The organism is uncultured Stenotrophomonas sp. (assembly GCF_963519925.1).
Taxonomy (GTDB): Bacteria; Pseudomonadota; Gammaproteobacteria; order Xanthomonadales; family Xanthomonadaceae; genus Stenotrophomonas; species Stenotrophomonas maltophilia_AE.
In genome coordinates this window covers 1-23,554 of sequence record NZ_CAUQPH010000058.1, presented here as the reverse complement: position 1 = coordinate 23,554, position 23,554 = coordinate 1, and the positions used below count along the sequence as shown (strand labels likewise).

The following is a 23,554-nucleotide window of genomic DNA, read 5'->3' as shown; positions in this document are numbered from 1 at the left end:
CGTCGCGCCACAGGCGCAGGGCGACCCGCACTTCGCTGCGCGACATGCTGCCGCGCCCGGCGTACAGGCTGCAGTCGGCCAGCTCGCCCAGCGCGCGCAGCGCGTCCGGGGTCAGGCTCAGGCCGATGCAGAGGCCGTCGCGGCCGGCCTGGATCATCGGCCTGGATTCCTTTTCGAACGCGATCCACTCACGCTGGCGCAGGCGGAAGCGGCCTTCCTTCGACTCGACCCAGGCGCTGCCGCGCAGCTGCATCCACACAGTGAAGGTGGTGCCGGCGGTCTGCAGGCTGCCCAGCCGGGCCACGCCCAGGCAGGTCGGCAGCGGACCGTCGTCGACGATCTTGTCCAGGGAGAGCGATTGGCCGCGATCGGCCAGGGAAAGCTGACGCATGACGTACACCGGGTTTGCCGTTACGGGGCACCCGTTTTGCCAAATCAGGCCAACTGGGTCAGGACGTTTCGACGAGATTGATCCGAATTCGCCACGACGCCGTCACGAAGAAAGTACGACGACTACTTTCCTTTCCAGAACAACAGGTTGGACGCCATCGAGAAGACCGGGCGCGGCGGCTCCGGCAGGGTCATCACGCCGATGTCGGCGCCGTCGGCGACCGCCAGGGCCAGGTACAGGGCGCTGCCATCGGGCTCGGCGCTGAAGCCGTTGCCGGCCGCAAGCCGGTCCTTGTCCAGGCACACTTCCGCACCGTCGGAGGGCTGGTTGATGCGCGCGAACACTGTCGAACAATCGGCACGGCTGGACAGGTAATCCAGGCTGCCATCGCGGGCTACCGCCCAGGTCCGGTAGCGCCAGCGCGACGGCCGGTCCTCGCTGACCTGCTGGATGCTGGCCGGATCCAGGCGCAGGTCGGCCGACCACAGCCCGCCCGCCGACAACCGGGTGAACAGCACGCGCTGGTGGGCCGGGTCCAACCGCGCCTGCGACACCCCGTCCACACTGCCGAGCAGCTTCCACGGGGTGACGCGGCGGTCGAACAATGACAGGCGCATGTGCTCGTCATGGTCACGTTCGACCACCAGCAGGTGGTCGTTGTCGCCGGCATACAGGGCCTGCAGTGGTTGCGCTACCGGCACCGGCAACGCCACGATCTGTTCGTCGCGCGGGGACACTTCGTAGATGACCGGACGTGCCTCGGCATCGCGTCCGGACACCAGCAGGTGACGGCTGTCGGGCGACCAGTCGGCCGCCTGGCGGGTCTCGGGACGCAATCCTTCCACCGGACGCAGCGACTCCGGCCGGGTCAGGTCGGCCCACCACAGGCCGTAGTTGCCCGAGCGGTCCGAGGTGAACACCAGCTGCCGGCCATCCGGGGCCAGCATCGGCTGGCCGTCGCGGCCGTTGGACGGGAACAGACGTTCCGGCGTGCCGGGGCGCCCATCGGTGACCGGCACCCGGAACAGGCCGAACTGCGCCTTGCGGTGCACGAACGCCAGCATGTTGTTGTGCCGCGACAGTGCCGGCGACTGTGCATCGTCCAGGCCGACGTCGCGCAGCGTGCGCGTGTCGGTGTCCAGTTCGTACAGCCGCGCTTCGCTGTCGACGCGGCGGCCGAACACGATGTGGCGGCTGTCGCCGCGCCACGCCCAGCCGCGGATCTCGGCCGAGTCGCTGGTGAGCTGTTCGGGTTGGCCGCCCGCGGCGGGCAGGCGCCAGAGGTCGCCGATCTGCGGGTTGCGCACGAACACGATCCAGCGTCCGTCCGGCGAGAAGCACGGCGCGTAGTCGAAACTGTCGTCAGCCACCTGGTAGGCCACCGGCGTCCAGGCGCCGCTGGCGATGTCCAAGACCCGGATCCCGCGGTGCGCGTGGCGACCGGACAGCGAGCCGAACACCAGCCCGCGGCCATCCGGGGTCCAGTCGAAGCTGAGCAGTTCGGTGCCGTCGCAACGCGTCACATGGCGGACCGCACCGCCGGTGGCGCTGGCGATCAACACCTCGCAGCTGGCCTCGGGCCCGAAGCGCGCGAAGGCGATCTCGCGCCCGTTCGGTGACCAGTTCGGGAACCGGTCCGAGTGCCCGGCCGGTGTATCGGTGAGCAGTCGCGCCGGTGCGTTGCCCGAGGTCTGCACCTTGATGGCGCTACCGCCGCCGCCGCCATCGTCGGCTTCGTACGCCACCTGCGAGCCGTCGGGGGACACCGTGGGATAGGTCTCGAAGCCTGCCGTGGCAGTGATCAGCCGGTAGGGACGCTGCGGGCTGCCGACTACGCGGCTGCCGTCTTCCAGCACGCCGCCACCCGCCGCCACGGCGGCCGGGCGCTGCAGCAGCAGCGCGGCGAGCACCAGCACGGCTATGGTCAGCAGCAGGCCGATGGCAAGGAATACGTAGCGCCGATTCCGCCGCCAGCGGCTGCGCGGGCGCGGCGCGGCAAACACCGCGGCAAGCGCATCGCGCTCGTCTTCGCCCGGTGCGCTGTCGGCATCGCGCATCGGCTCGACCACGGCCGACACCGGCTGCAGCAGCCGATAGCCAGTCTTGGCAATGGTTTCGATATAGGCGGTGCCGGCTTCGTCGTCGCGCGAGAAGGCCTTGCGCAGCTGGGTGATGGCCTGGGTGAGCACGTCGTTGGTCGGCAGGGTATCCGGCCAGACCTCGGCAAACAGCTCATCGCGCGTCACCACCGCACCGGGCACCCGCATCAGTACCTTGAGCACGCCGAGCGCCTTGGGCGTCAGCCGGCGCGGACGACGCGCACCGTCCACCACCACTTCACGCGAGGACAGCGTGATGGTGCATTCGCCGATCCGGATACGGTCGGCAGCGGGTGTCTCACTCTCTATGACGTTCATTCCGGTGCTGCATGCGACAACTGAACAACTGGAACGCAGCGACCGAACCGCCAGATTCCGCAAATGGCTTCAACGCAAAGGGCAAAAACGACGAAGCGCGCGAATACTAGCCTAAGCAGGTTAAACGGCGCCTGTGCGCCCGGAAGACATCAGGCCCTCTCTCGCCGACGAATCCACACAATCTGCTGCACCATTCGCGCCTCCGGGCGCGATTTTTTTATCTGCGATTCAGCAAAGTTTTATTTTGCATTCAGCTTCGGGCATTACGGATCATGGTCAGACCGACCAGCCGCGACACCACCAGCGCCACATACATCACCCCGGCGAACTGCTCGAGCATGACCAGGGCGCGTGCCTGCGGATGAACCGGCACCACATCGCTCAACCCCACCCCGGAAAGCAAACTGAAGCTCAGATAAAGCAGCTCCATCCACGTGCGCAGTTCAGTTTCACTGGTGGCCACGAAGCTGCCCGGATACCACTGCTGGCAGACCGCGAAGGCGAAGGCGAACGCCCACGCCAGCAGGGTGAAGGTGGCCCCTGCGGCGAACAGCTCGTCGCGGGTGACCTTGTGGTCCTGCAGCATGTAGGCGATCAGGCTGCCGGCGGTATAGAAGTAGAGCAGGCACTCCAGCAACTGCGCCGTGGTCGCCAGCGCCGGTCGCCCGAGCAGCGCGCCGCTGATGGAAAACACCACCGAGGGGATGGCCAGCAGCAGCGCCACCCACATCCCCAGCGGGCTGCGCCGCACCACCCACAGCGCAAGCCCCAACACCGCGATGCCGAATGCGCCAAACAGGGCACGGCTGGCACCGGCCTCATCCATCGCCGGGTACAGCAGTACGCCCAGCAGCTGCACGCCCAGCAACCACGCCGACGGATGCCGGCGGGCAATGGCCAGCCATTTGGTGGTGCGTGCGATTGCCATGCCCGGTGTCCCCTGCCCCTCTGCGGTGGCTGGAGCTTACCGGCTGCCCCGCCGACGCGGAATGACGATCATTCCCTGCGGTAGACCTGCGCGCCCAGCGCACGGAACTCGCTGGACTTCCCGGCCATTCCCGCCGCCAGCGCCTCCTGCTCGTGCAGGCCCTGCCCGGCCGCGTAGTCGCGCACGTCCTGGGTGATCTTCATCGAACAGAAATGCGGCCCGCACATCGAGCAGAAGTGGGCCAGCTTGTGCGCGTCCTTGGGCAGGGTTTCATCGTGGAATTCGCGCGCCTTCTCCGGGTCCAGTCCCAGGTGGAACTGGTCTTCCCAGCGGAACTCGAAGCGCGCCTTGCTCAACGCGTTGTCGCGCACCTGCGCCCCCGGGTGGCCCTTGGCCAGGTCGGCGGCATGCGCGGCGATGCGGTAGGCCATGATGCCGTCGCGTACGTCCTGGCGGTTGGGCAGCCCCAGGTGTTCCTTGGGCGTCACGTAGCAGAGCATCGCCGTGCCATACCAGCCGATCATCGCCGCGCCGATCGCGCTGGTGATGTGGTCGTAGCCGGGCGCGATGTCGGTGGTGAGCGGTCCGAGGGTGTAGAACGGGGCTTCCCCGCATTCGTGCAGCTGCTTGTCCATGTTCTCCTTGATCAGCTGCATCGGCACGTGGCCGGGGCCCTCGATCATGGTCTGCACGTCATGCTTCCAGGCGATCTTCGTCAACTCACCGAGCGCTTCGAGCTCGCCGAACTGCGCCGCGTCGTTGGCGTCGGCGATGCACCCGGGGCGCAGGCCGTCGCCGAGCGAGAAGGTCACGTCGTAGGCCTTCATGATCTCGCAGATGTCCTCGAAGTGCGTGTAGAGGAAATTCTCCCTGTGGTGGGCCAGGCACCACTTGGCCATGATCGACCCCCCGCGCGAGACGATCCCGGTGACCCGGCGCGCGGTAAGTGGAACGTGGCGCAGCAGCACGCCGGCATGGATGGTGAAGTAGTCCACGCCCTGCTCGGCCTGCTCGATCAGGGTGTCGCGGAAGATCTCCCAGCTCAGCGCTTCTGCGCGGCCATCGACCTTTTCCAGCGCTTGGTAGATCGGCACGGTGCCGATCGCCACCGGCGAGTTGCGCAGGATCCATTCGCGGGTTTCATGGATGTGCTTTCCGGTGGACAGGTCCATCACCGTATCGCCGCCCCAGCGGATCGCCCAGACCAGTTTTTCCACTTCCTCGGCGATGCCCGAGGACACCGCGCTGTTGCCGATGTTGGCGTTGATCTTGGTCAGGAAGTTGCGGCCGATGATCATCGGCTCGCTCTCGGGGTGGTTGATGTTGTTGGGCAGCACGGCGCGACCGCGCGCGATTTCCGAGCGCACGAACTCCGGAGTGATCGTGGCCGGGAGCGCGGCCCCGAACGACTGCCCCGGGTGCTGGGCCAGCAACGCCTTGTCGCGGACCTGCTCCAGGCGCTGGTTTTCGCGGATCGCGACGAATTCCATTTCGGGGGTGATGATGCCGCGCCGCGCATAGTGCATCTGGGTGACATTCGCACCGGCCACGGCACGCCGTGGCTGCAGCCGAGCCGGGAAGCGCACCGCGTCCAGGCGCGGGTCGGTTTCGCGCGAGCGCCCGAACGCCGAGCTCAGGCGTGGCAGCAGTTCGGTGTCCCCGCGCTCGGCCACCCAGCCGGCGCGCAGCGGCGGCAGGCCGGTGGAGAGATCGATGCGGATGTCCGGATCGGTGTACGGCCCCGAAGTGTCATAGACGGTCAGCGGCGCGTTCTCTTCGCCCCCGAACAGGGTGGGCGTGGGGGTCAGTGCGATCTCGCGCATCGGCACCTGCAGGTCGCTGCGCGAGCCCTGCACATGGATCTTGCGTGAGCCGGGAATGGGTCGCGTGACCGATTCGGACAGCTGCTGGGCCTGTTGATGCAGGGCGGAAGGGTGTGCGTTCATCGGGCATCGTCCTGGGTTATCGGTGCGAGGGTTCGCACGGCATGGGACGAAGCGGCGGCGCACGGCCGGCGCACGACGCGCGGTTTCCAGGCGGGGGCTGGGTCGGCGCGGTGCATCGGCTGTTGCGAAGCTTCCCTACGCCGGTATCAACCGGATCAGGTTCGAAGGGACTGTCTCAACCGTGGCCACATGGCCGCGGTACCCCCGCTTCGGGGCGGATTAGACCACAGGCACGCCCGGTTGCGCAGCCAGGTAATGTGAACAGCGGGGTCATGCGCCGTTGGCTAGACTGCCGCGCATGGTATTTCGACTCTCCATCGCGCTGGTCGTGCTGCTGGTGCTGGCTGCCGGCATCGCGCCGGACCCGTTCAACGAGGTCGTCCGCGGCGGCCTGGTCCACATGATCCGCAGCGCCGGTTGGCTGTACCTGCTGGTGGTGTTCATCACCCTTTCGTTCCTGCTTTACCTGGCCTTCGGCCGGCTGGGGTCGCTGCGCATCGGCGGCGAAGATGCCGAGCCCGACTTCTCCAATGCCAGCTGGATGTCGATGCTGTTCGCCGCCGGCATGGGCATCGGCCTGGTGTTCTGGGGCGCTGCCGAACCGGTCTCGCACTTCGTCACCCCACCCGAAGGCCTGGCGCCACAGAGCATGGACGCGGCGCGCGCCTCGATGCGCTATGCGTTCTTCCACTGGGGCCTGCATCCCTGGGCCATCTACGCGCTGATCGGACTGGCGATGGCTTGGTTCCAGTTCAACCGCAACGGCCGTGGGCTGATCAGCGACCTGCTGCAGCCCCTGATCGGCGCGCACCATCGGGGCTGGATCGGCACCGTGGTCAACGTGGCCGCCGTCGTAGCCACCGCAATCGGCGTGGCCACTACGCTGGGCTTCGGCACCATCCAGATCGCCGCCGGGCTGGAGCGCGTGTTCGGCATCCACGCCGGCGCGCCGCTGCAGCTCACCATCATCGCGGTCGCCTTCGTGCTGTACATGGCCTCCACCGCCAGCGGCGTGCACCGCGGCATCAAGTGGCTGTCCAACTTCAACCTGGGGCTGGCCGCCGTCCTGCTGGCGCTGGTACTGGTCCTGGGCCCCACCGCCTTCATCTTCGACACCTTCACCACCACCATCGGCTCGTACCTCAACCAGCTGGTGACCATGAGCCTGCGCATGTCGCCGTTCTCGGGCAGCACCTGGGTGGCCGACTGGACGATCTTCTACTGGGCATGGTGGATCGCCTGGGCGCCGTTCGTGGGCTCGTTCATCGCCCGCGTCTCGCGCGGCCGCAGCATCCGCGAATTCGTGCTTGGCGTGGTGATCGCGCCCAGCGTGCTGGGCTTCCTGTGGTTCTCGGTGTTTGGCGGCACCGCGCTGTGGTCGCAGATCTTCGGCCATGTCGACCTGGTGCAGGCCCTGGCCACCGGCTACGAGACCGTGCTGTTCACCATGTTCGACAGCCTGCCGATGCCCACGGTGCTGTCAGTGATCGCACTGGTGCTGCTGATGATCTTCTTCGTGACCTCGGCGGACTCGGCGGTACTGGTGCTGGCCAGCATGTCCACCGATGAGGCCGGCGACCCGCCGCTGTCGCGCAGGATCACCTGGGGCGTGGCGATCGCCTTGATCGCCGCCGTGCTGCTGCTGGCCGGCGGCCTGGACGCGCTCCAGGGCATGATCACCATCGCCGCCCTGCCCTTCGCACTGTTGATGCTGGCGGTGATGTGGTCGCTGTACCGCGTGCTGGACATGGAATACCAGTTGCAGCACCGCCGCGCCAGACGCGCGCGGCAGATGATGGATGCGTGGATCGAGCGCGAGATTGCCGCGCAGGAAGAGACGCGCGATGAGGCGTCGCGGGCGGATACGTAAGGGATAAGAGCAGCGTTTCAGTTCATCCGTGCAGGGCGGCCGTCGGCCAGCCACGCTCCGGGACACGCCGTAAACCCGTCCTTGGGGGCTTGGCAAAAAGATCCATGTTTTTGACAGTCCCTCCGGTGGCTACCCGCCGGCCGCCCTCGACAGATGGTCGCATGCGGATGCAAAAGGCAGCCACGCAGGGCGTGGCTCTACGCGGTGGGTTCCCGAACGAACGCACGGAACGCGCGACCGCCCGGTAGCACATGGAAATGATCGGCACCGCCTTTGATCTTCCGTGGCCAGCAGCACACCGTCGAGGGTCGGCGGGGGCGGGTTTGCGGGACTATAGAAAACATGGATGTTTTCTACAAGCCTCCACGGACGGATTCACGGCGTGTCCCGCAAACCCCCACCCGCCGGCCCTGCTCGGGGCATGCATCAGCCGAGGGCTGTTCGCCCAAATGCGTGAAGCAGCCGGGCAGAGCCCGGCTCTACGGTGGACATCGCAATCATGAGCAGCCGTGCAGCCCGACCCGTTCAGTACCCCGCCGCCTGACCATCCTTGCGGCTTTCCGAAGCACCGTAATACACGCCGGTTTCCGGATCGCGCATGATCGCCTGGTAGCCGCCATACGGGCCGTCCGCGAACGTCACGCGGTGTCCCTTGCGCATCAGTGCGCGCACCGTCTCGTACGGGTAGCCGGTTTCCAGGTTCACTTCGCCGCCGTCGCTCATCGCCGTCGCCTGGCCGGTCGGCTCGGTCGAGCCCTCATGCTGGATGCGCGGCGCATCGCCCGCCTCCTGCAGGTTCATCCCGAAGTCCACCAGGTTCATCACGATCTGCGCATGCCCCTGCGGCTGCATCGCACCGCCCATCACCCCGAAACTCATCCACGGCTTGCCATCCTTGGTCACGAAGCCCGGGATGATGGTCTGGAACGGCCGCTTGCCCGGCGCGTAGCCGTTGGGATGGTCCTTGCGCAGCACGAACATCTCACCGCGATCCTGCAGGATGAAGCCCAGCCCCGGCGGTGCCATGCCGCTGCCCATGCCGCGATAGTTCGACTGGATCAGCGACACCATCATCCCGTCCGCGTCGGCCACGGTCATGTAGATCGTGTCGCCCTCTTCCAGCTGCTTCGGCGTGCCCGGCTGCACCTCGCGCAACGCCTTGTCCATCGAGATCAGCTTGCGCCGCTCCGCCGCGTACTCCTTCGACACCAGCTTCGCTACCGGCGCCGGCTGGAACGCCGGGTCCGTGTAAAAGCGCGCGCGATCGGCGAACGCCAGCTTCTTGGCTTCCACGAACAGATGCACGTGCTCCGGCGAGCCGAACGGAATCTTCGAGAAATCGTAGCCCTCCAGCACATTGAGGATCTGCAGCGCAGCGATGCCCTGGCTGTTCGGCGGCAGCTCCCACACGTCATACCCCCGGTAGTTGCTGCTCACCGGCTCCACCCACTCGCCGTGGTGGCTGGCCATGTCGTCATAGCTCAGGTAGCCGCCGTTGGCCTTGAAGTAACTGCCGATGGTGCGCGCGATGTCGCCCTTGTAGAACGCATCACGGCCACCCTGCGCGATCTGTTCCAGCGTATTGGCCAGGTTCGGGTTCTTCCACAGCTCGCCCTTGCGCGGCGCGTGGCCGTTGACCGTGAACTGCTCCTTGAAGCCGGGATACTGCGAAAGCCTCGGTACGGAGCGGTCCCAGTAATACGCGATCACCTCCGCCACCGGGTGGCCCTCGCGCGCGTAGCGGATCGCCGGGGCCAGGTTGTCCGCCATCGGCTTGCGCCCGAAACGCTCGTGCAGCGCGAACCAGCCGTCCACCGCACCCGGCACCGACACCGGCAGCGGCCCCGTGGCCGGAATCTCCGTCAGCCCGCGGCGCTGGAACTCGGCCAGGCTGAGCGACTTCGGCGAACGCCCCGAGCCGTTATAGCCGTACAGCTTCTGCGTCTTCGGATCCCATACGATCGCGAACAGGTCACCGCCCACCCCGTTGCCGGTCGGCTCCATCAACCCCAGCGCGGCATTGGCCGCGATCGCCGCATCCACCGCCGAGCCGCCGCCCTTCATCACATCCAGCGCGATCTGGGTCGCCAGCGGTTGCGAGGTCGCCGCCATCGCATGCGGCGCAATCACCTCCGAACGGGTGGCGAAGCCGTGGCCGGTAACCCGGTCGGCAGCGGAAGAGAACACGGGCAGCGCGCACAGCAGCGCAGTGGCCAGGACGGCACGGGCAAGGGGTCGGGACACGGACAGGGTTCCAATGAGGGAAGCAACTGCCCGATGGTCGCCGCAGGCACCCCTCGCGCACATCCGACAATGGTCATGTACGACACGGGTGAAAGCCAATGTTCCGCGCGGAAACCCCGTTTCAATACTTGAATCCGGGTTCACCGTAACGCTTTCAGCCGCAACCATCCTTGCAGCACAGGGCTTTGCGCTGGATACAGGCGAAACTGTTGGAAATCGACCCACGACGGTTGACAGCGCCGAAACCGCTGTGTTTTTCTCGATCACATGTTGCAGCGCCACACGCCCATTCGCGATTCCTTCCCGCCCACCGGTTCCGGTGCGGCCGCGAGCGCCTCGCTCCTTGTCCTCGTACTTATTACCCAACCAACAGGTGCGGGACGGACCGGCGTGTAAGCAGAACTGCCAGGTATCCATCAAAACCCGCGCCCGCCCAGGTGCGGGTTTTTTCGTTTCAGAACCCTTCGATTTTCTTTCCGCCAAAGGACCTCCCCCATGAGCACCAACGACCTGCCCCAGATCAAGATCGCTGTTGTCGGCTACGGCAGCCAGGGCCGCGCCCACGCACTGAACCTGCGTGAATCCGGTTTCGACGTGGTCATCGGCCTGCGTCCGGGCGGCCCGACCGAGGTCAAGGCGCAGGCCGACGGCTTCACCGTCAAGGCGCCGGCCGAGGCGGTGAAAGACGCGGACCTGGTTGCCGTGCTGACCCCGGACATGGTGCAGAAGAAGCTCTACGAAGACGTGCTGGCGCCGAACATGAAACAGGGTGCAGTGCTGCTGTTCGCGCACGGCCTGAACGTGCACTTCAACATGATCGCCCCGCGCGATGACCTGGACGTGGTGCTGGTCGCGCCCAAGGGCCCGGGTGCGCTGGTCCGCCGCGAGTACGAGATCGGCCGTGGCGTGCCGTGCATCTGGGCGGTGTACCAGGACCGCAGCGGCAAGGCCGCCGAGTACGCGCTGGCCTACGCCACCGGCCTGGGCGGCGCACGCGCCAACCTGATCGAGACGACCTTCAAGGAAGAAACCGAGACCGACCTGTTCGGCGAGCAGGCAGTGCTGTGCGGCGGCGCTTCGGCGCTGGTCCAGGCCGGCTTTGAAACGCTGGTGGAAGCCGGTTACCAGCCGGAAATCGCTTATTACGAAGTGCTGCACGAGCTGAAGCTGATCGTGGACCTGTTCTACGAAGGCGGCATCACCCGCATGCTGGAATTCATCTCCGAAACCGCGCAGTACGGCGATTACGTGAGCGGCCCGCGCGTCATTGACGCCGGTACCAAGGAGCGCATGAAGGCGGTGCTGACCGACATCCAGGACGGCACCTTCACCAAGAACTGGGTGGCCGAGTACGAAGCGGGCCTGCCGAACTACAACAAGTTCAAGCAGGCCGACCTGGAGCACCCGATCGAGAAGGTAGGCAAGGAACTGCGCGCCAAGATGGTCTGGTTGCAAAGTCAAGCCGCGTAACCGCGCGGCTCCCCCACCGCTTTCGCAAAGGTCACCGCATGAACACCTCCGCACACAGCACCGCGCCCCGCAACGGCGCACGCTGGTTGACGCAGGCCCTGGAAGCCGAGGGCGTCGATACGCTGTTCGGCTATCCGGGCGGCACCATCATGCCCTTCTACGACGCCCTGGTGGATTCAGGGCTGAAGCACATCCTGGTGCGCCACGAACAGGGCGCCGCCCTGGCCGCCAACGGCTATGCCCGCGCCAGCGGCCGGGTCGGCGTGTGCGTGGCCACTTCCGGCCCCGGCGCCTCCAACCTGGTCACCGGCATCGCTGATGCGATGCTGGATTCGGTACCCATGGTCTGCATCACCGGCCAGGTCGCCACCCCGCTGCTGGGCACCGACGCGTTCCAGGAACTGGACGTGTTCGGGCTGACCCTGCCGATCGTCAAGCACAGCTGGCTGGTGCGTTCGGTGGACGACCTGCCGCGCGTGGTCCGTGAAGCGTTCCGGATCGCCCGCGAAGGACGCCCCGGTCCGGTCCTGATCGACCTGCCCAAAGACGTGCAGATCGCCGACGCCAGCCACCTGCCGGCGCATGTGCCGGAAACGGTGAATCCTCCGGCGGCACCACAGGACGCCGCGCTGGCCGAGGCGATCGCCGCGATCCAGGCGGCCGAAAAGCCGGTGATCTACGCCGGCGGCGGCGTCGCGCTGGGCGATGCGGTGGAGGACTTCCGTGCCTTCGTCGACGCCACCGCCATTCCCACCGTGCTGACCCTGCGCGGCCTGGGTGGCCTGCCGGCGCAGCACCCGCACTACCTGGGTATGCTGGGCATGCACGGCACCCGCGCGGCCAACATGGCCGTGCAGGAGAGCGACCTGCTGGTGGTGGTCGGCGCCCGCTTCGACGATCGCGCTACCGGCAAGTTGAACGAGTTCGCCCCGTTCGCCCGGGTCATCCATATCGACGCCGACGCGTACGAGATCTCCAAGCTGCGCACCGCCGATGTGGCGGTGCCTGGCAATGTCGGCAGCGCACTGCGCGCGCTGACCGCGGCACTGGCGGGCGCGCCTGCCTCGCAGGAAGCGTGGCGCAAGCGTTGCGCCGGGCACCGCGAGCGCTTCGCCGCGCGCTATGACGCACCGGGCGCGCACATCTACGCACCGGCGCTGCTGAAGCGGTTGAGCGAGCTGGCCCCGGCCGACGCGATCATTGCCTGCGATGTCGGCCAGCACCAGATGTGGGTGGCCCAGCACTGCCGCTTCAACCATCCGCGCAACCACCTGACCAGCGGTGCGCTGGGCACGATGGGCTTCGGCCTGCCGGCGGCGATGGGCGCGCAGTTCGCCTGCCCCGACCGCACCGTGGTGCTGGTCTCCGGCGACGGCAGCTTCATGATGAACGTGCAGGAGCTGGCCACCATCGCCCGCTGCCGCCTGCCGGTGAAGATCGTGCTGCTGGACAACAGCTCGCTGGGCATGGTCCGGCAGTGGCAGGAACTGTTCTTCGCCGAGCGCTACAGCGAGATCGACCTGTCCGACAACCCGGACTTCGCCGCGCTGGCCAAGGTGTTCGGCATCCCGGCTACCCGCATCGAAGCCCGCGACGACGTCGAAGGCGGCCTGGCCGCGCTGCTGGCCGAACCCGGCCCGGCGCTGCTGCATGTGGCCATCGATGCGCGCGCCAACGTATGGCCGCTGGTGCCGCCTAACAACGCCAACAGCACGATGCTGGAAAGCAACCCCGCCCACCAGCCCCAGGAGTTCCCCCATGCAATACCGGCTTGACCTGGTGCTGGTTCCCGCCGAAGGCGCGCTGCTGCGCGTGATCGGCATGGCCGAACGCCGTGGCTTTGCGCCGCGCGCTATCGTGGGTGCGCCCAATGCTGCCGACGATGGTCGCTGGCACCTGCAGCTGGTGGTGGACAGCACTCGTCCGCCGGAGACGCTGTGCCGTCAGATCGAGAAGATCTATGACTGTGTTTCGGTGCGGATCAGCGCACTGGAGCCGGGTAGTGGAGTAACCGTATGAACGCCCGCGCCGTGGTACCGGTGCCGGTACGGAGGGGTCTTCTTCCGGAGGGCCTGGTGGTCCGCGCAGCCACGCAGGGCGTGGCTCTACACTCTGCCCGCCGCCGGAACCGGGGTGGTCATGCCGGCTAGCCGTGCCCCGCAGGAATCGGAAGTAGGCGACGTAAGCGTCGCCGACGTGCTGGCCGCGCAGGCTCGGCTGCGCCGTTTCCTGCCGCCGACGCCACTGCACTACGCGGAGCGTTTCGGCACCTGGCTGAAACTGGAGAACCTGCAGCGCACCGGCTCGTACAAGGTGCGCGGCGCTTTGAACGCATTGCTGGCCGGGCGCGAGCGCGGCGACGACCGGCCGGTGATCTGCGCTTCCGCCGGCAACCACGCCCAGGGCGTGGCGTGGTCGGCGTACCGGCTGGATATCCCGGCCATCACGGTGATGCCGCACGGCGCCCCGGCGACCAAGATCGCCGGCGTTGCCCACTGGGGCGCCACCGTGCGCCAGCACGGCAACAGTTACGACGAGGCCTACGCCTTCGCCCGCGCCCTGGCCGACCAGCACGGCTACCGCTTCCTGTCCGCCTTCGACGATCCCGACGTGATCGCTGGCCAGGGCACGCTGGGCATTGAACTGGCCGCGCATGCGCCGGACGTGGTGATCGTGCCGATCGGCGGTGGCGGGCTGGCCTCCGGCGTCGCGCTGGCGCTGAAGTCGCAGGGCGTGCGCATCGTCGGCGCGCAGGTCGAGGGCGTCGATTCGATGGCCCGCGCAATCCGCGGCGACACGCGCGAGATCGCACCGGTGGCCACCCTGGCCGACGGCGTGAAAGTGAAAATCCCTGGCACCCTGACCCGCCGCCTGTGCAGTGCGCTGCTGGATGACGTGGTGATCGTGCGCGAAGCCGAGCTGCGCGAGACCCTGGTCCGGCTGGCGCTGGAAGAACACATCATTGCCGAAGGCGCCGGCGCACTGGCGCTGGCCGCCCGCCGCCGCGTCGCCGGCAAGCGCAAATGCGCGGTGGTGTCCGGCGGCAACATCGACGCGATGGTGCTGGCCCAGCTGCTGGCCGACATCCGCCCGCGCGCGCCGCGCAAACCGCGCCGCCGCGCCAGCGAGCGGACCCGGCCGCCGCTACCGACCGTGCTTGCACCACCCCCGAATTCCATCGTCCGTCCTTCCCCTGCCTTGCCATCCGACCTTGCCGTCGAGGAGACCTCCTGGTGAATACGCCCAACTCCCCCCGAATTCGAATTTTCGACACCACCCTGCGCGACGGCGAACAATCGCCCGGCTGCAGCATGAGCCCGCAGCAGAAGCTGGTGATGGCGCGCGCGCTCGACGAGCTGGGCGTGGACATCATCGAGACCGGCTTCCCGGCCAGCTCGCAGTCCGACCGCGACGCGATGGCGATGATCGGCCGCGAAGTGCGCCGCCCGACCTTGGCCGTGTTGTCGCGCTGCCTGGCCGGCGACATCGAGACCTCGGCCAAGGCCCTGGACGCGGCCGCCAACGCCCGCCTGCACGTGTTCCTGTCGACCAGCCCGCTGCACCGCGAGCACAAGCTGCGCATGAGCCGCGAGCAGGTACTGGAATCGGTGCACAAGCATGTCAGCCTGGCGCGCAGCTACATCGACGATGTGGAATTCTCCGCCGAAGACGCCACCCGCACCGAAGAAGATTTCCTGGTCGAGGTGGCCCGCGTGGCCGTCGCCGCCGGCGCCACCACCATCAACCTGCCCGACACCGTGGGCTTCACCACCCCTGAAGAAATCCGCGGCATGTTCCAGCGGGTCATCGCCGGGGTTCCCGACAGCGACCGCATCATCTTCAGTGCGCACTGCCACAACGACCTGGGCCTGGCCGTGGCCAACTCGCTGGCCGCCATCGAAGGCGGCGCGCGCCAGGTGGAATGCACCATCAACGGGATCGGCGAGCGCGCCGGCAACTGCTCGCTGGAAGAACTGGCGATGGTGCTGAAAGTGCGCAACGCCTTCTATGAGGAAGACACCCGGATCAACACCCCGCGCATCGTCTCTACCTCGCAGCTGCTGCAGCGTCTGGTCGGCATGCCTGTCCAGCGCAACAAGGCGATCGTCGGGGCCAATGCGTTCGCGCACGAGTCCGGCATCCACCAGCACGGCATGCTGCGCCACCGCGGCACCTACGAAATCATGCGTCCGGAGGACGTGGGCTGGGAAAACTCGCAGATGGTGCTGGGCCGCCACAGCGGTCGGGCTGCGGTGGAAGCGCGCCTGCGCGCCCTGGGCTTCTGGCTGGAGGAGGAAGAGCTGAAGCTGGTATTTGAGCAGTTCAAGGCCCTGTGCGAGCAGCAGCGCGTGGTCACCGACGCCGACCTGCAGGTGTTGATGCAGGGCAGCTCCACCCAGAACGGGTACCGCCTGGCCTCGATGACCATCAGCGACGTCGGCAGCCGCGCCAATGCGCTGGTCGAGTTGTCCGACCCGGACGGCAACCGCGTGGCCGAAACCGCGCAGGGCGACGGCCCGGTGGACGCCCTGTTCGGCGCGCTGTCGGCCGCCACCGGCGTGCAGCTGATGCTGGACAGCTACCACGTGCACAGCGTGGGCATCGGCGCCGACGCACGCGGCGAAGCCAACCTGAGCGTGCGCCACGACGGCGTCGAATACGAGGGTACCGGCACCAGCCGCGACATCATCGAAGCGTCCGCGCTGGCCTGGCTGGACGTAGCCAACCGCCTGCTGCGCCAGCGCCACGCCAGCGCCGAACAACCCGCGGCCACCGCCGCCGCCTGAGGAATCCCATGAGCGCCTTCGACAGCCCGTACACCGCCGACGCCTCCCAGACCTGGAACGCGCACGACTACGCCATCGACGCCGGCTTCGTGCCGCTGCTCGGCGGGGCGGTGGCTCGCCTGCTCGACCCGCAGCGCGGCGAGCGGATCCTCGACCTGGGCTGCGGCGATGGCGTGCTGAGCTTCGACCTGGCGCTCAGCGGTGCGCACGTGACCGGCGTGGACAGTTCGCCCGAGCTGATCGGCGCCGCCCGCGCGCGCGGCATCGACGCGCAGCTGATGGACGCCCATGCGATGACCTTCGAACGTCGCTTCGATGCGGTGTTCAGCAACGCCGCACTGCATTGGATGCGCGAACCGGACAAGGTGATCGACGGCGTGCGGCGTGCGCTGCGTCCCGGCGGCCGCTTCGTGGCGGAGATGGGCGGCCAGGGCAACGTGGCCACCATCACCAGCGCGCTGCAGGCCGCGTTGTGCAGCAACGGCCATGCGGTGCCGGCGTTTCCGTGGTACTTCCCCGACGAGGACGAGTATGCCGAGCGCCTGCGCGCGCACGGCTTCCAGGTGCGCCACATCGAATCAACGGCGCGCCCTACCGTCCTGCCCACCGGCATGCACGGCTGGCTGCGCACCTTCGCCGCGCCGTTCCTGGTGGGCCTGGACGCCGAGCAGCTCCAGCGCGTCCTCGACGACAGCGTGGCGCTGCTGACGCCGAGCCAGCGCGACGCGCATGGCCAGTGGACCGCCGACTACGTGCGGCTGCGTTTCGATGCGCGGCTGCGCACCTTCTGATACACAGTTGAAAGACTTGTCACATGAACCACAGCAAGGCCATTCCATGACCCCAGCTCCCCGCACCCTGTACGACAAACTGTGGGACACCCACGTGGTCGTGCCCGAATCGGACAGCGCGCCCGCCGTGCTGTACATCGACCTGCACCTGATCCACGAAGTGACCTCGCCGCAGGCCTTCACCGAACTGCGCGAACGCGGCCTCTCCCCGCGCCGTCCGGACCGGACCAAGGCGACCATGGACCATTCCACCCCGACCCTGCCGGCCGGGGCCGACGGCAAGCTGCCGTACGCCAGCGCCGCCTCCGAGGCCCAGGTGGCCATGCTGGCGCGCAACTGCGCCGAGCACGGCATCGAGCTGTTCGACCTGCAGTCGGCCAACCGCGGCATCGTGCACGTGATCGCGCCGGAACAGGGCTTCACCCAACCGGGCATGACCATTGTCTGCGGCGACAGCCACACTTCGACCCATGGTGCGTTCGGCGCGCTGGCGTTCGGCATCGGCACCAGTGAAGTGGGCCACGTGCTGGCCACCCAGTGCCTGCTGCAGCGCAAAGCGAAGACCATGGCGATCACCGTGGACGGCACGCTGGCGCCGGGCGTGGGTGCCAAGGATGTAGTGCTGCACATCATCGGCGTGATCGGCGTCAACGGCGGCACCGGCCATGTGCTGGAGTTCCGTGGCAGCGCGATCGCGGCGATGGACATGGAGCAGCGCATGACCCTGTGCAACATGTCGATCGAGGCCGGCGCGCGCGCCGGCATGGTCGCGCCCGACCAGGTCACCTTCGACTGGGTGGCCAATACTCCGCGCGGGCCCAAGGGCGTTGAGTTCGACGTTGCCGTAGCGCAGTGGACGCAGCTGCGCAGCGATGCCGGCGCGCGCTTCGACAGCGAAGTGCACATCGACGCGGCCGACATCCGCCCCACCCTGACCTGGGGCACCCATCCGGGTACCGCCATCGCGGTGGACGCGCCGATTCCGGCGGCCAATGATGCGGCCGACCAGAAGGGCCTGGACTACATGCACTTCCATGCCGGGCAGACCCTGGCCGGCACCCCGGTGGACGTGGTGTTCGTCGGCTCCTGCACCAACGGCCGGCTGAGCGACATGCGCGAGGTGGCGCAGGTGCTGCAGGGCCGCCGCATCGCCGACGGCGTGCGCATGCTGGTGGTGCCGGGCTCGGAGATCGTCAAGCGCCAGTCCGAAGCGGAAGGCATCGATGCGATCGTGCGCGCGGCCGGCGCCGAATGGCGCGAACCGGGCTGCTCAATGTGCATTGCCATGAACGGCGACCTGGTCGCGCCCGGCCAGCTGGCGGTGAGCACCAGCAACCGCAATTTCGAAGGTCGCCAGGGCCCGGGGTCGCGCACCCTGCTGGCGTCGCCGATGACCGCCGCCTGGGCGGCGGTGAACGGCCGCGTGGCCGATCCGCGTGAACTGTATGCCGCGCAGGAGGTGGCCTGATGAGCGGCGTCCGTACCCTGTCCTCGACCAGCGTGGTGCTGCGCGAGACCAACATCGACACCGACCAGATCATCCCGGCGCGGTTCCTGTCCACCACCGAACGCGCGGGCCTGGGCAAGCACGCCTTCAACGACTGGCGCTGGCAGGCCGACGGCACCCCGAACCCGGGCTTCGCCTTCAACCAGCCGCACAATGCCGGCCGCAGCATCCTGCTGGCGGGGCGCAACTTCGGCTGTGGATCCTCGCGCGAACATGCGCCGTGGGCGCTGGCCGACCTGGGCCTGCGCGCCATCGTCAGCAGCGAGATCGCCGATATATTCCGCGGCAACGCGCTGAAGAACGGCCTGCTGCCGATCGTGCTGGACGAAGCCGACGTGCAGACCCTGATGCAGCGGCCGGATGACGAGCTGACCATCGACATCGCGTCACGCGAACTGCGCACGCCCGACGGCCGCGTGTATGCCTTCCCGCTGGACGGCTTCTCGCAGACCTGCCTGCTGGAAGGCGTGGACCAGTTGGGGTATCTGTTGGGTCGAACCCCCGAAATCGAACGTTACGAGAGTGAACATGCACGCTGAGATTGTCGTATTGCCTGGTGATGGCATCGGTCCCGAGGTCGCCGCCTCGGCGGTGGCGGTGTTGAAATCGGTGGCCGAGCGCTTTGCCCACACCTTCCATTTCAGCGAACACGACATCGGCGGCATCGCCATCGACCGTCACGGCGAACCGCTCCCGGCGGCCACGCTCGAAGCCTGCCGCGGCGCCAACGCGATCCTGCTCGGTGCGGTCGGCGGCCCGAAGTGGTCCGACCCGAACGCCAAGGTGCGTCCGGAGCAGGGCCTGCTGGCGATCCGCAAGGCGCTTGGCCTGTATGCCAACCTGCGCCCGGTGCGCACCCATCCGGCAGCGCTGGGAGCGTCGCCGATCAAGGCCGAGCTGCTCGAGGGCGTGGACTTCGTGGTGGTGCGCGAGCTCACCGGCGGCATCTACTTCGGCGAAAAGACCCGCACCGCCGACACCGCCAGCGACCTGTGCAGCTACAGCGTGGGTGAGATCGAGCGGGTGATGCGCAGTGCGTTCCGGTTGGCACGGCAGCGCCGTGGCAAGGTCACTTCGGTGGACAAGGCCAACGTGCTGGAAACTTCGCGCCTGTGGCGTGACGTGGCGGCGCGGATCGGCCGCGAGGAATTCCCGGAAATCGCGCTGGAGCACCAGCTGGTCGATTCGATGGCCATGCACCTGCTGGCCAAGCCGCGCGAGTACGACGTGATCGTGACCGAGAACATGTTCGGCGACATCCTCACCGACGAAGCCTCGATGCTGGCAGGCTCGCTGGGCCTGCTGCCGTCGGCGTCGCTGGGCGAGCCGGGGGCGGTGGGCATCTACGAGCCGATCCACGGCTCGGCACCGGACATCGCCGGCAAGGGCATCGCCAACCCCTACGCCACGATCTTCAGCGCCGCGATGCTGCTGCGCCATTCGTTGGGGTTGGAAGCTGAAGCCGCCGCCGTGGAAGCGGCCGTACATGCGGCGTTGGATGACGGGGTGTTTACTGCTGACTTGGCTGCGAAAGGCCAGGCGGTGAGCACCACCCAGGCCACCGACGCGGTGCTGGCGCGGTTGGGATGAGCGGCGGCGCAGAGGTAGAGCGGACTGGTAGAGCGGACTGTCAGTCCGCTGCTCTTGGCGCAGACCCACACACCGCGCGAACGGCAGCGGACTGACAGTCCGCTCTACCCCCCTTGTGCATCCCCTTCGGGATACACAAGGCTGGACGAGACCCTACCGGGCCTCGCCCGGTTTCACCCGGAACCACGCCGCATACAGCGCCGGCAGGAACACCAGGGTCAGCACGGTGCCGACGATCAGCCCGCCCATGATCGAAATCGCCATCGAGCCGTAGAACGCACTGCGCGACAGCGGAATCATCGCCAGCACCGCCGCCAGCGCGGTCAGCACGATCGGGCGGAAACGGCGTACCGTCGCATCGATGATCGCGTGCCAGCGGTCATGCCCGGCGTCGATGTCCTGCTGGATCTGGTCGATCAGGATCACCGAATTGCGCATGATCATGCCGGCCAGCGCGATCGTGCCGAGCAGGGCGACGAAGCCGAACGGTGCACGGAACAGCAGCAGGAACAGCGTAGCCCCGATGATGCCAAGGGGCGCCGTCACCAGCACCATCGCCGCGCGCGAGAAACTGCGCAGCTGCAGCATCAGCAACGTCGCCACCACGATCAGGAACAGCGGCATGCCGGCCTTGATCGAATCCTGTCCGCGCGCCGAATCCTCCACCGTGCCGCCGGTCTCCAGCAGGTACCCCGACGGCAGCTCGGCACGGATGCCGTCCAGCGTCGGCAGGATCTGCTGCACCACGTCCAGCGGCTGCGTGGCGTCGCCGACGTCGGCGCGCACGGTCACCGTCGGCAGCCGGTTGCGATGCCAGATGATGCCGTCCTCGAATGCATACTCCAGCCGCGCCACCTGCGACAGCGTTACCGAGGTGCCGCTGGCCGTCGGAATGGCCAGGCTGCCCAGCATGTCCAGCCGTACCCGCTCGTTCTCCGGCCCGCGCAGCAGCATCTCGATCAGGCGGTTGCCTTCGCGGTACGTGCTCACGCTCATGCCCGACAGCGACGTGCCCAGCAACTGGCTCACCTGCGCACTGCTCACGCCCAGCGCGCGCGCACGGTCCTGGTCCATCACCAGTCGCACCACCTTGCTCGGCTCGCTCCAGTCCAGGTTGACGTTGATCACGTGCGGGTTCTCGCGCACCTTGGCCTGTACCTGGCGCGCGATCGCCTGCACCTGGTCGATGTGCTCGCCGGAAATGCGCATCTGCACCGGGTAGCCCACCGGCGGTCCGTTTTCCAGGCGGGTCACGCGCATCTGTACGTCGGTGAATTGGGGAATCACGTCCTTGATCAGCCAGTCGCGGGTGGCCTCGCGCGCGTCGGCGTTCTCGGTCAGCACCACGAACTGCGAGAAGTTGGTGGCGGGCAGCTGCTGGTCCAGCGGCAGGTAGAAACGTGGCGAACCGGTCCCCACATAGGCCACGTAGTTGCTGATGCCATCACGACCGTGCAGCAGCTTTTCCAGCTTTGCCGCCTGCGCCTTGGTCGCCTCCAGCGAGGCGCCTTCCGCCAGCTCGATGTCCACCATCAGCTCCGGCCGGGTCGAATCCGGGAAGAACTGCTGCGGCACGAAGCGGAAGATCAGCAGCGAGAACACGAACAGCGCCGCGGTGGCAGCGATCACCCACCAGCGATGGCGCAGGCAGGTATCCAGGAAGCGCCGGAACCGGGTGTAGAACGGGCGCTGGTACGGGTCGTGGTCGTGCGCGTGCTGCTTGGGCACGATCCAGCGTGCCAGCGCCGGGAAGCGCTCGCCCCACGCCGTGCGGCGGGCGTGCCAGCGCGCGGCGAAGCTGCCCGGCTTGGGCGGCTGCGGATTGAACAGGTCCGGCAGCATCTTGTCGCCCAGGTAGGGAATGAACAGCACCGCCGCGATCCACGACACCACCAGTGCGATGGTCACCACCTGGAACAGCGAGCGGGTGTATTCGCCGGTACTGGAGGCGGCCGTGGCGATCGGCAGGAAGCCGGCGGCGGTGATCAGCGTACCGGTCAGCATCGGGAAGGCGGTGGATTCCCAGGCGAAGCTGGCCGCGCGCAGGCGGTCGTAGCCCTGCTCCATCTTGGTCGCCATCATCTCCACCGCGATGATCGCGTCGTCCACGAGCAGGCCCAGCGCCAGCACCAGCGCACCCAGCGAGATCTTGTGCAGCCCGATGTCGAAGTAGTGCATGACGAAGAAGGTCATCGCCAGCACCAGCGGAATGGTCACCCCCACCACCAGGCCGGTGCGCAGCCCCAGCGAGAAGAAGCTCACCAGCAGCACGATCACCACCGCTTCGGTGAGCACCTGCACGAACTCGCCGACCGATTCTTCCACCGCATGCGGCTGGTCGGAGACCTTGCGCAGCTGCATGCCGGCGGGCAGCGTCTTCTGCAGGCGTTCGAACTCGGCATCCAGGGTGGTCCCCAGCTTCAGGATGTCGCCGCCATCCTTCATCGCCACCGCGATGCCGATGGCATCCTCGCCCATGAAGCGCATCTTCGGCGACGCCGGGTCGGCGAAGCCGCGCTTGACCTCGGCGATGTCGCCCAGGTGCACGGTACGGTCGCCGGCCTGGATCGGGAAGCGGCGGATGTCGTCCACGCTCTGGAACTGCCCGGTCACGCGCAGCTGCACGCGGTCGGTAGGGGTTTCAAAGAAGCTAGTGGCGGCAATCGCATTCTGGTCGGCCAGCGCCTGCTGCACCTGCTGCAGCGACACGCCCAGCGTGGCCAGCTTGGTGTTGGACAACTCGATCCAGACCTTCTCGTCCTGCAGGCCTTCCAGCTCGATCTTGCCCACGTCCGGCACCCGCTGCAGTTCCAGCTGGATGCGGTCGGCGTAGTCGCGCATCACCGCGTAGTCGAAGCCCTGCCCGGTCAGCGCGTAGATGTTGCCGAAGGTGTCGCCGAACTCGTCATTGAAGAACGGGCCGACGATTTCCCGCGGCAGGTTCGGCTTGATGTCGCCCACGCGCTTGCGCACTTGATACCACAGCTCCGGGATCGCCTTGGAGCGCAGGCTGTCCTTGGCCGCGAAGATCACCTGCGATTCGCCCGGACGCGAGTACGAGCGGATGAATTCGTACTGCCCGGTATTGAGCAGCGCCTTTTCGATCGGCTCGGTTACCTGCCGCGAGACCTGCTCGGCGGTTGCGCCCGGCCACATCGTGCGCACCACCATCACCTTGAAGGTGAACGGCGGATCCTCGGACTGGCCCAGGTGTTTGTACGACCAGGCGCCGATGATGGCGAAGGCGAGCATGGCAAACAGCACCAGCGCGCGGTTGCCCAGCGCCCATTCGGAAAGATTGAAGCGGCGCACGGGGTCAGTGCCCCTTGCCGCGGGCAGCGCCAGCGGCCGGGGCGGCGGCCGGCTTCAGCACCGGTCGGTTCTGCCGGTCCACCGGGGTCACCACCTGGCCTTCGCGCAGCAGGTGGCCGCCGGCGGCTACCACCCAGTCCTGCGCGGCCACGCCGGACAGGACCGGCACCGCGTCGGGACCGTAGGCGCCCACCGTCACCGGCGTTGCCTTGATCGCGCCGTCGGCCGGGTTCACCACCCACACGCTGGCCCTGCCATCGGTACCGCGCAGCACCGCGCCCAGCGGCACCTGCAGGGTGCC

The 23,554-nt window shown here is 67.6% G+C and carries 15 protein-coding genes, 2 pseudogenes and 1 riboswitch; of the genes and pseudogenes, 10 read left to right on the top strand and 7 right to left on the bottom strand.

The window, feature by feature from the left end; genetic code table 11:
• From RWO33_RS11770 to thiC, 4 genes and pseudogenes are all read right to left on the bottom strand, one after another.
• Positions 1-391: pseudogene (locus tag RWO33_RS11770) on the bottom strand (AraC family transcriptional regulator); the annotation flags it as partial.
• A 122-nt stretch (positions 392-513) separates the two neighbouring features.
• The gene (locus RWO33_RS11765) at positions 514-2,808 is read right to left on the bottom strand and encodes a winged helix-turn-helix domain-containing protein (RefSeq protein ID WP_314104983.1); all 2,295 of its coding nucleotides are present in this window, start codon (positions 2,806-2,808) and stop codon (positions 514-516) included.
• Between the two features lie 250 nt (positions 2,809-3,058).
• Positions 3,059-3,736, bottom strand: a complete 678-nt coding sequence (locus RWO33_RS11760; RefSeq protein WP_314104982.1) for an ion channel — start codon at positions 3,734-3,736, stop codon at positions 3,059-3,061.
• A gap of 68 nt (positions 3,737-3,804) precedes the next feature.
• Positions 3,805-5,682, bottom strand: a complete 1,878-nt coding sequence (gene thiC / locus RWO33_RS11755) for a phosphomethylpyrimidine synthase ThiC (protein WP_314104981.1) — start codon at positions 5,680-5,682, stop codon at positions 3,805-3,807.
• A 114-nt stretch (positions 5,683-5,796) separates the two neighbouring features.
• Positions 5,797-5,898: riboswitch (TPP riboswitch) on the bottom strand.
• An 82-nt stretch (positions 5,899-5,980) separates the two neighbouring features.
• Between thiC and RWO33_RS11750 the strand changes: the two genes are divergently transcribed.
• Entirely contained in the window at positions 5,981-7,552 is a 1,572-nt protein-coding gene (locus RWO33_RS11750) for a BCCT family transporter (RefSeq protein WP_314104980.1), read from the top strand.
• 525 nt (positions 7,553-8,077) lie between these two features.
• On the opposite strand, the gene ggt is transcribed toward RWO33_RS11750, so the two are convergent.
• Positions 8,078-9,796, bottom strand: coding sequence for a gamma-glutamyltransferase (gene ggt, locus RWO33_RS11745; protein WP_314104979.1), 1,719 nt, complete (start codon positions 9,794-9,796; stop codon positions 8,078-8,080).
• A gap of 495 nt (positions 9,797-10,291) precedes the next feature.
• On the opposite strand from ggt, the gene ilvC reads away from it, so the two are divergent.
• The 9 genes from ilvC to leuB all read left to right on the top strand — a co-directional run bounded on the left by ilvC (position 10,292) and on the right by leuB (position 19,941).
• Entirely contained in the window at positions 10,292-11,266 is a 975-nt protein-coding gene (gene ilvC / locus RWO33_RS11740; protein ID WP_145479266.1) for a ketol-acid reductoisomerase, read from the top strand.
• A gap of 38 nt (positions 11,267-11,304) precedes the next feature.
• Entirely contained in the window at positions 11,305-13,041 is a 1,737-nt protein-coding gene (gene ilvG, locus RWO33_RS11735; RefSeq protein WP_314104978.1) for an acetolactate synthase 2 catalytic subunit, read from the top strand.
• Positions 13,025-13,285: an ACT domain-containing protein gene (locus tag RWO33_RS11730; protein ID WP_214901859.1), complete on the top strand. Its 261-nt coding sequence runs from the start codon at positions 13,025-13,027 to the stop codon at positions 13,283-13,285. The genes ilvG and RWO33_RS11730 overlap by 17 nt, the downstream gene beginning before the upstream one ends.
• Before the next feature lie 120 nt (positions 13,286-13,405).
• Positions 13,406-14,503: a threonine dehydratase gene (locus RWO33_RS11725; protein ID WP_314104977.1), complete on the top strand. Its 1,098-nt coding sequence runs from the start codon at positions 13,406-13,408 to the stop codon at positions 14,501-14,503.
• Complete coding sequence (locus RWO33_RS11720) at positions 14,500-16,053, top strand: 2-isopropylmalate synthase (RefSeq protein WP_314104976.1); 1,554 nt, start codon at positions 14,500-14,502, stop codon at positions 16,051-16,053. The genes RWO33_RS11725 and RWO33_RS11720 overlap by 4 nt, the downstream gene beginning before the upstream one ends.
• 8 nt (positions 16,054-16,061) lie before the next feature.
• Positions 16,062-16,844: a methyltransferase domain-containing protein gene (locus tag RWO33_RS11715; protein WP_314104975.1), complete on the top strand. Its 783-nt coding sequence runs from the start codon at positions 16,062-16,064 to the stop codon at positions 16,842-16,844.
• A 46-nt stretch (positions 16,845-16,890) separates the two neighbouring features.
• Entirely contained in the window at positions 16,891-18,312 is a 1,422-nt protein-coding gene (gene leuC / locus RWO33_RS11710; RefSeq protein WP_314104974.1) for a 3-isopropylmalate dehydratase large subunit, read from the top strand.
• Complete coding sequence (leuD, locus tag RWO33_RS11705) at positions 18,312-18,890, top strand: 3-isopropylmalate dehydratase small subunit (protein WP_314104973.1); 579 nt, start codon at positions 18,312-18,314, stop codon at positions 18,888-18,890. Before leuC ends, leuD begins: the two co-directional genes overlap by 1 nt.
• Entirely contained in the window at positions 18,880-19,941 is a 1,062-nt protein-coding gene (gene leuB / locus RWO33_RS11700) for a 3-isopropylmalate dehydrogenase (RefSeq protein ID WP_314104972.1), read from the top strand. The genes leuD and leuB overlap by 11 nt, the downstream gene beginning before the upstream one ends.
• A 153-nt stretch (positions 19,942-20,094) precedes the next feature.
• Here leuB and RWO33_RS11695 read toward each other — a convergent pair whose 3' ends face one another.
• Together RWO33_RS11695 and RWO33_RS11690 are read right to left on the bottom strand one after the other, a co-directional pair.
• Positions 20,095-23,253 carry an efflux RND transporter permease subunit gene (locus RWO33_RS11695; protein WP_314104971.1) on the bottom strand — a complete coding sequence of 1,053 codons (3,159 nt, stop codon included), beginning with the start codon at positions 23,251-23,253 and terminating at the stop codon, positions 20,095-20,097.
• A gap of 4 nt (positions 23,254-23,257) precedes the next feature.
• A pseudogene (locus RWO33_RS11690) lies at positions 23,258-23,554 on the bottom strand (efflux RND transporter periplasmic adaptor subunit); the annotation flags it as partial.

Coding starts and splice junctions, on each gene's coding strand:
- ilvG (WP_314104978.1), top strand. CDS start 11,305: ATGAACACCTCCGCACACAGCACCGCGCCCCGCAACGGCGCACGCTGG.
- leuB (WP_314104972.1), top strand. CDS start 18,880: ATGCACGCTGAGATTGTCGTATTGCCTGGTGATGGCATCGGTCCCGAG.
- RWO33_RS11750 (WP_314104980.1), top strand. CDS start 5,981: ATGGTATTTCGACTCTCCATCGCGCTGGTCGTGCTGCTGGTGCTGGCT.
- RWO33_RS11760 (WP_314104982.1), bottom strand. CDS start 3,736: ATGGCAATCGCACGCACCACCAAATGGCTGGCCATTGCCCGCCGGCAT.
- RWO33_RS11765 (WP_314104983.1), bottom strand. CDS start 2,808: ATGAACGTCATAGAGAGTGAGACACCCGCTGCCGACCGTATCCGGATC.
- leuD (WP_314104973.1), top strand. CDS start 18,312: ATGAGCGGCGTCCGTACCCTGTCCTCGACCAGCGTGGTGCTGCGCGAG.
- RWO33_RS11730 (WP_214901859.1), top strand. CDS start 13,025: ATGCAATACCGGCTTGACCTGGTGCTGGTTCCCGCCGAAGGCGCGCTG.
- RWO33_RS11715 (WP_314104975.1), top strand. CDS start 16,062: ATGAGCGCCTTCGACAGCCCGTACACCGCCGACGCCTCCCAGACCTGG.
- ilvC (WP_145479266.1), top strand. CDS start 10,292: ATGAGCACCAACGACCTGCCCCAGATCAAGATCGCTGTTGTCGGCTAC.
- leuC (WP_314104974.1), top strand. CDS start 16,891: ATGACCCCAGCTCCCCGCACCCTGTACGACAAACTGTGGGACACCCAC.
- thiC (WP_314104981.1), bottom strand. CDS start 5,682: ATGAACGCACACCCTTCCGCCCTGCATCAACAGGCCCAGCAGCTGTCC.
- RWO33_RS11725 (WP_314104977.1), top strand. CDS start 13,406: ATGCCGGCTAGCCGTGCCCCGCAGGAATCGGAAGTAGGCGACGTAAGC.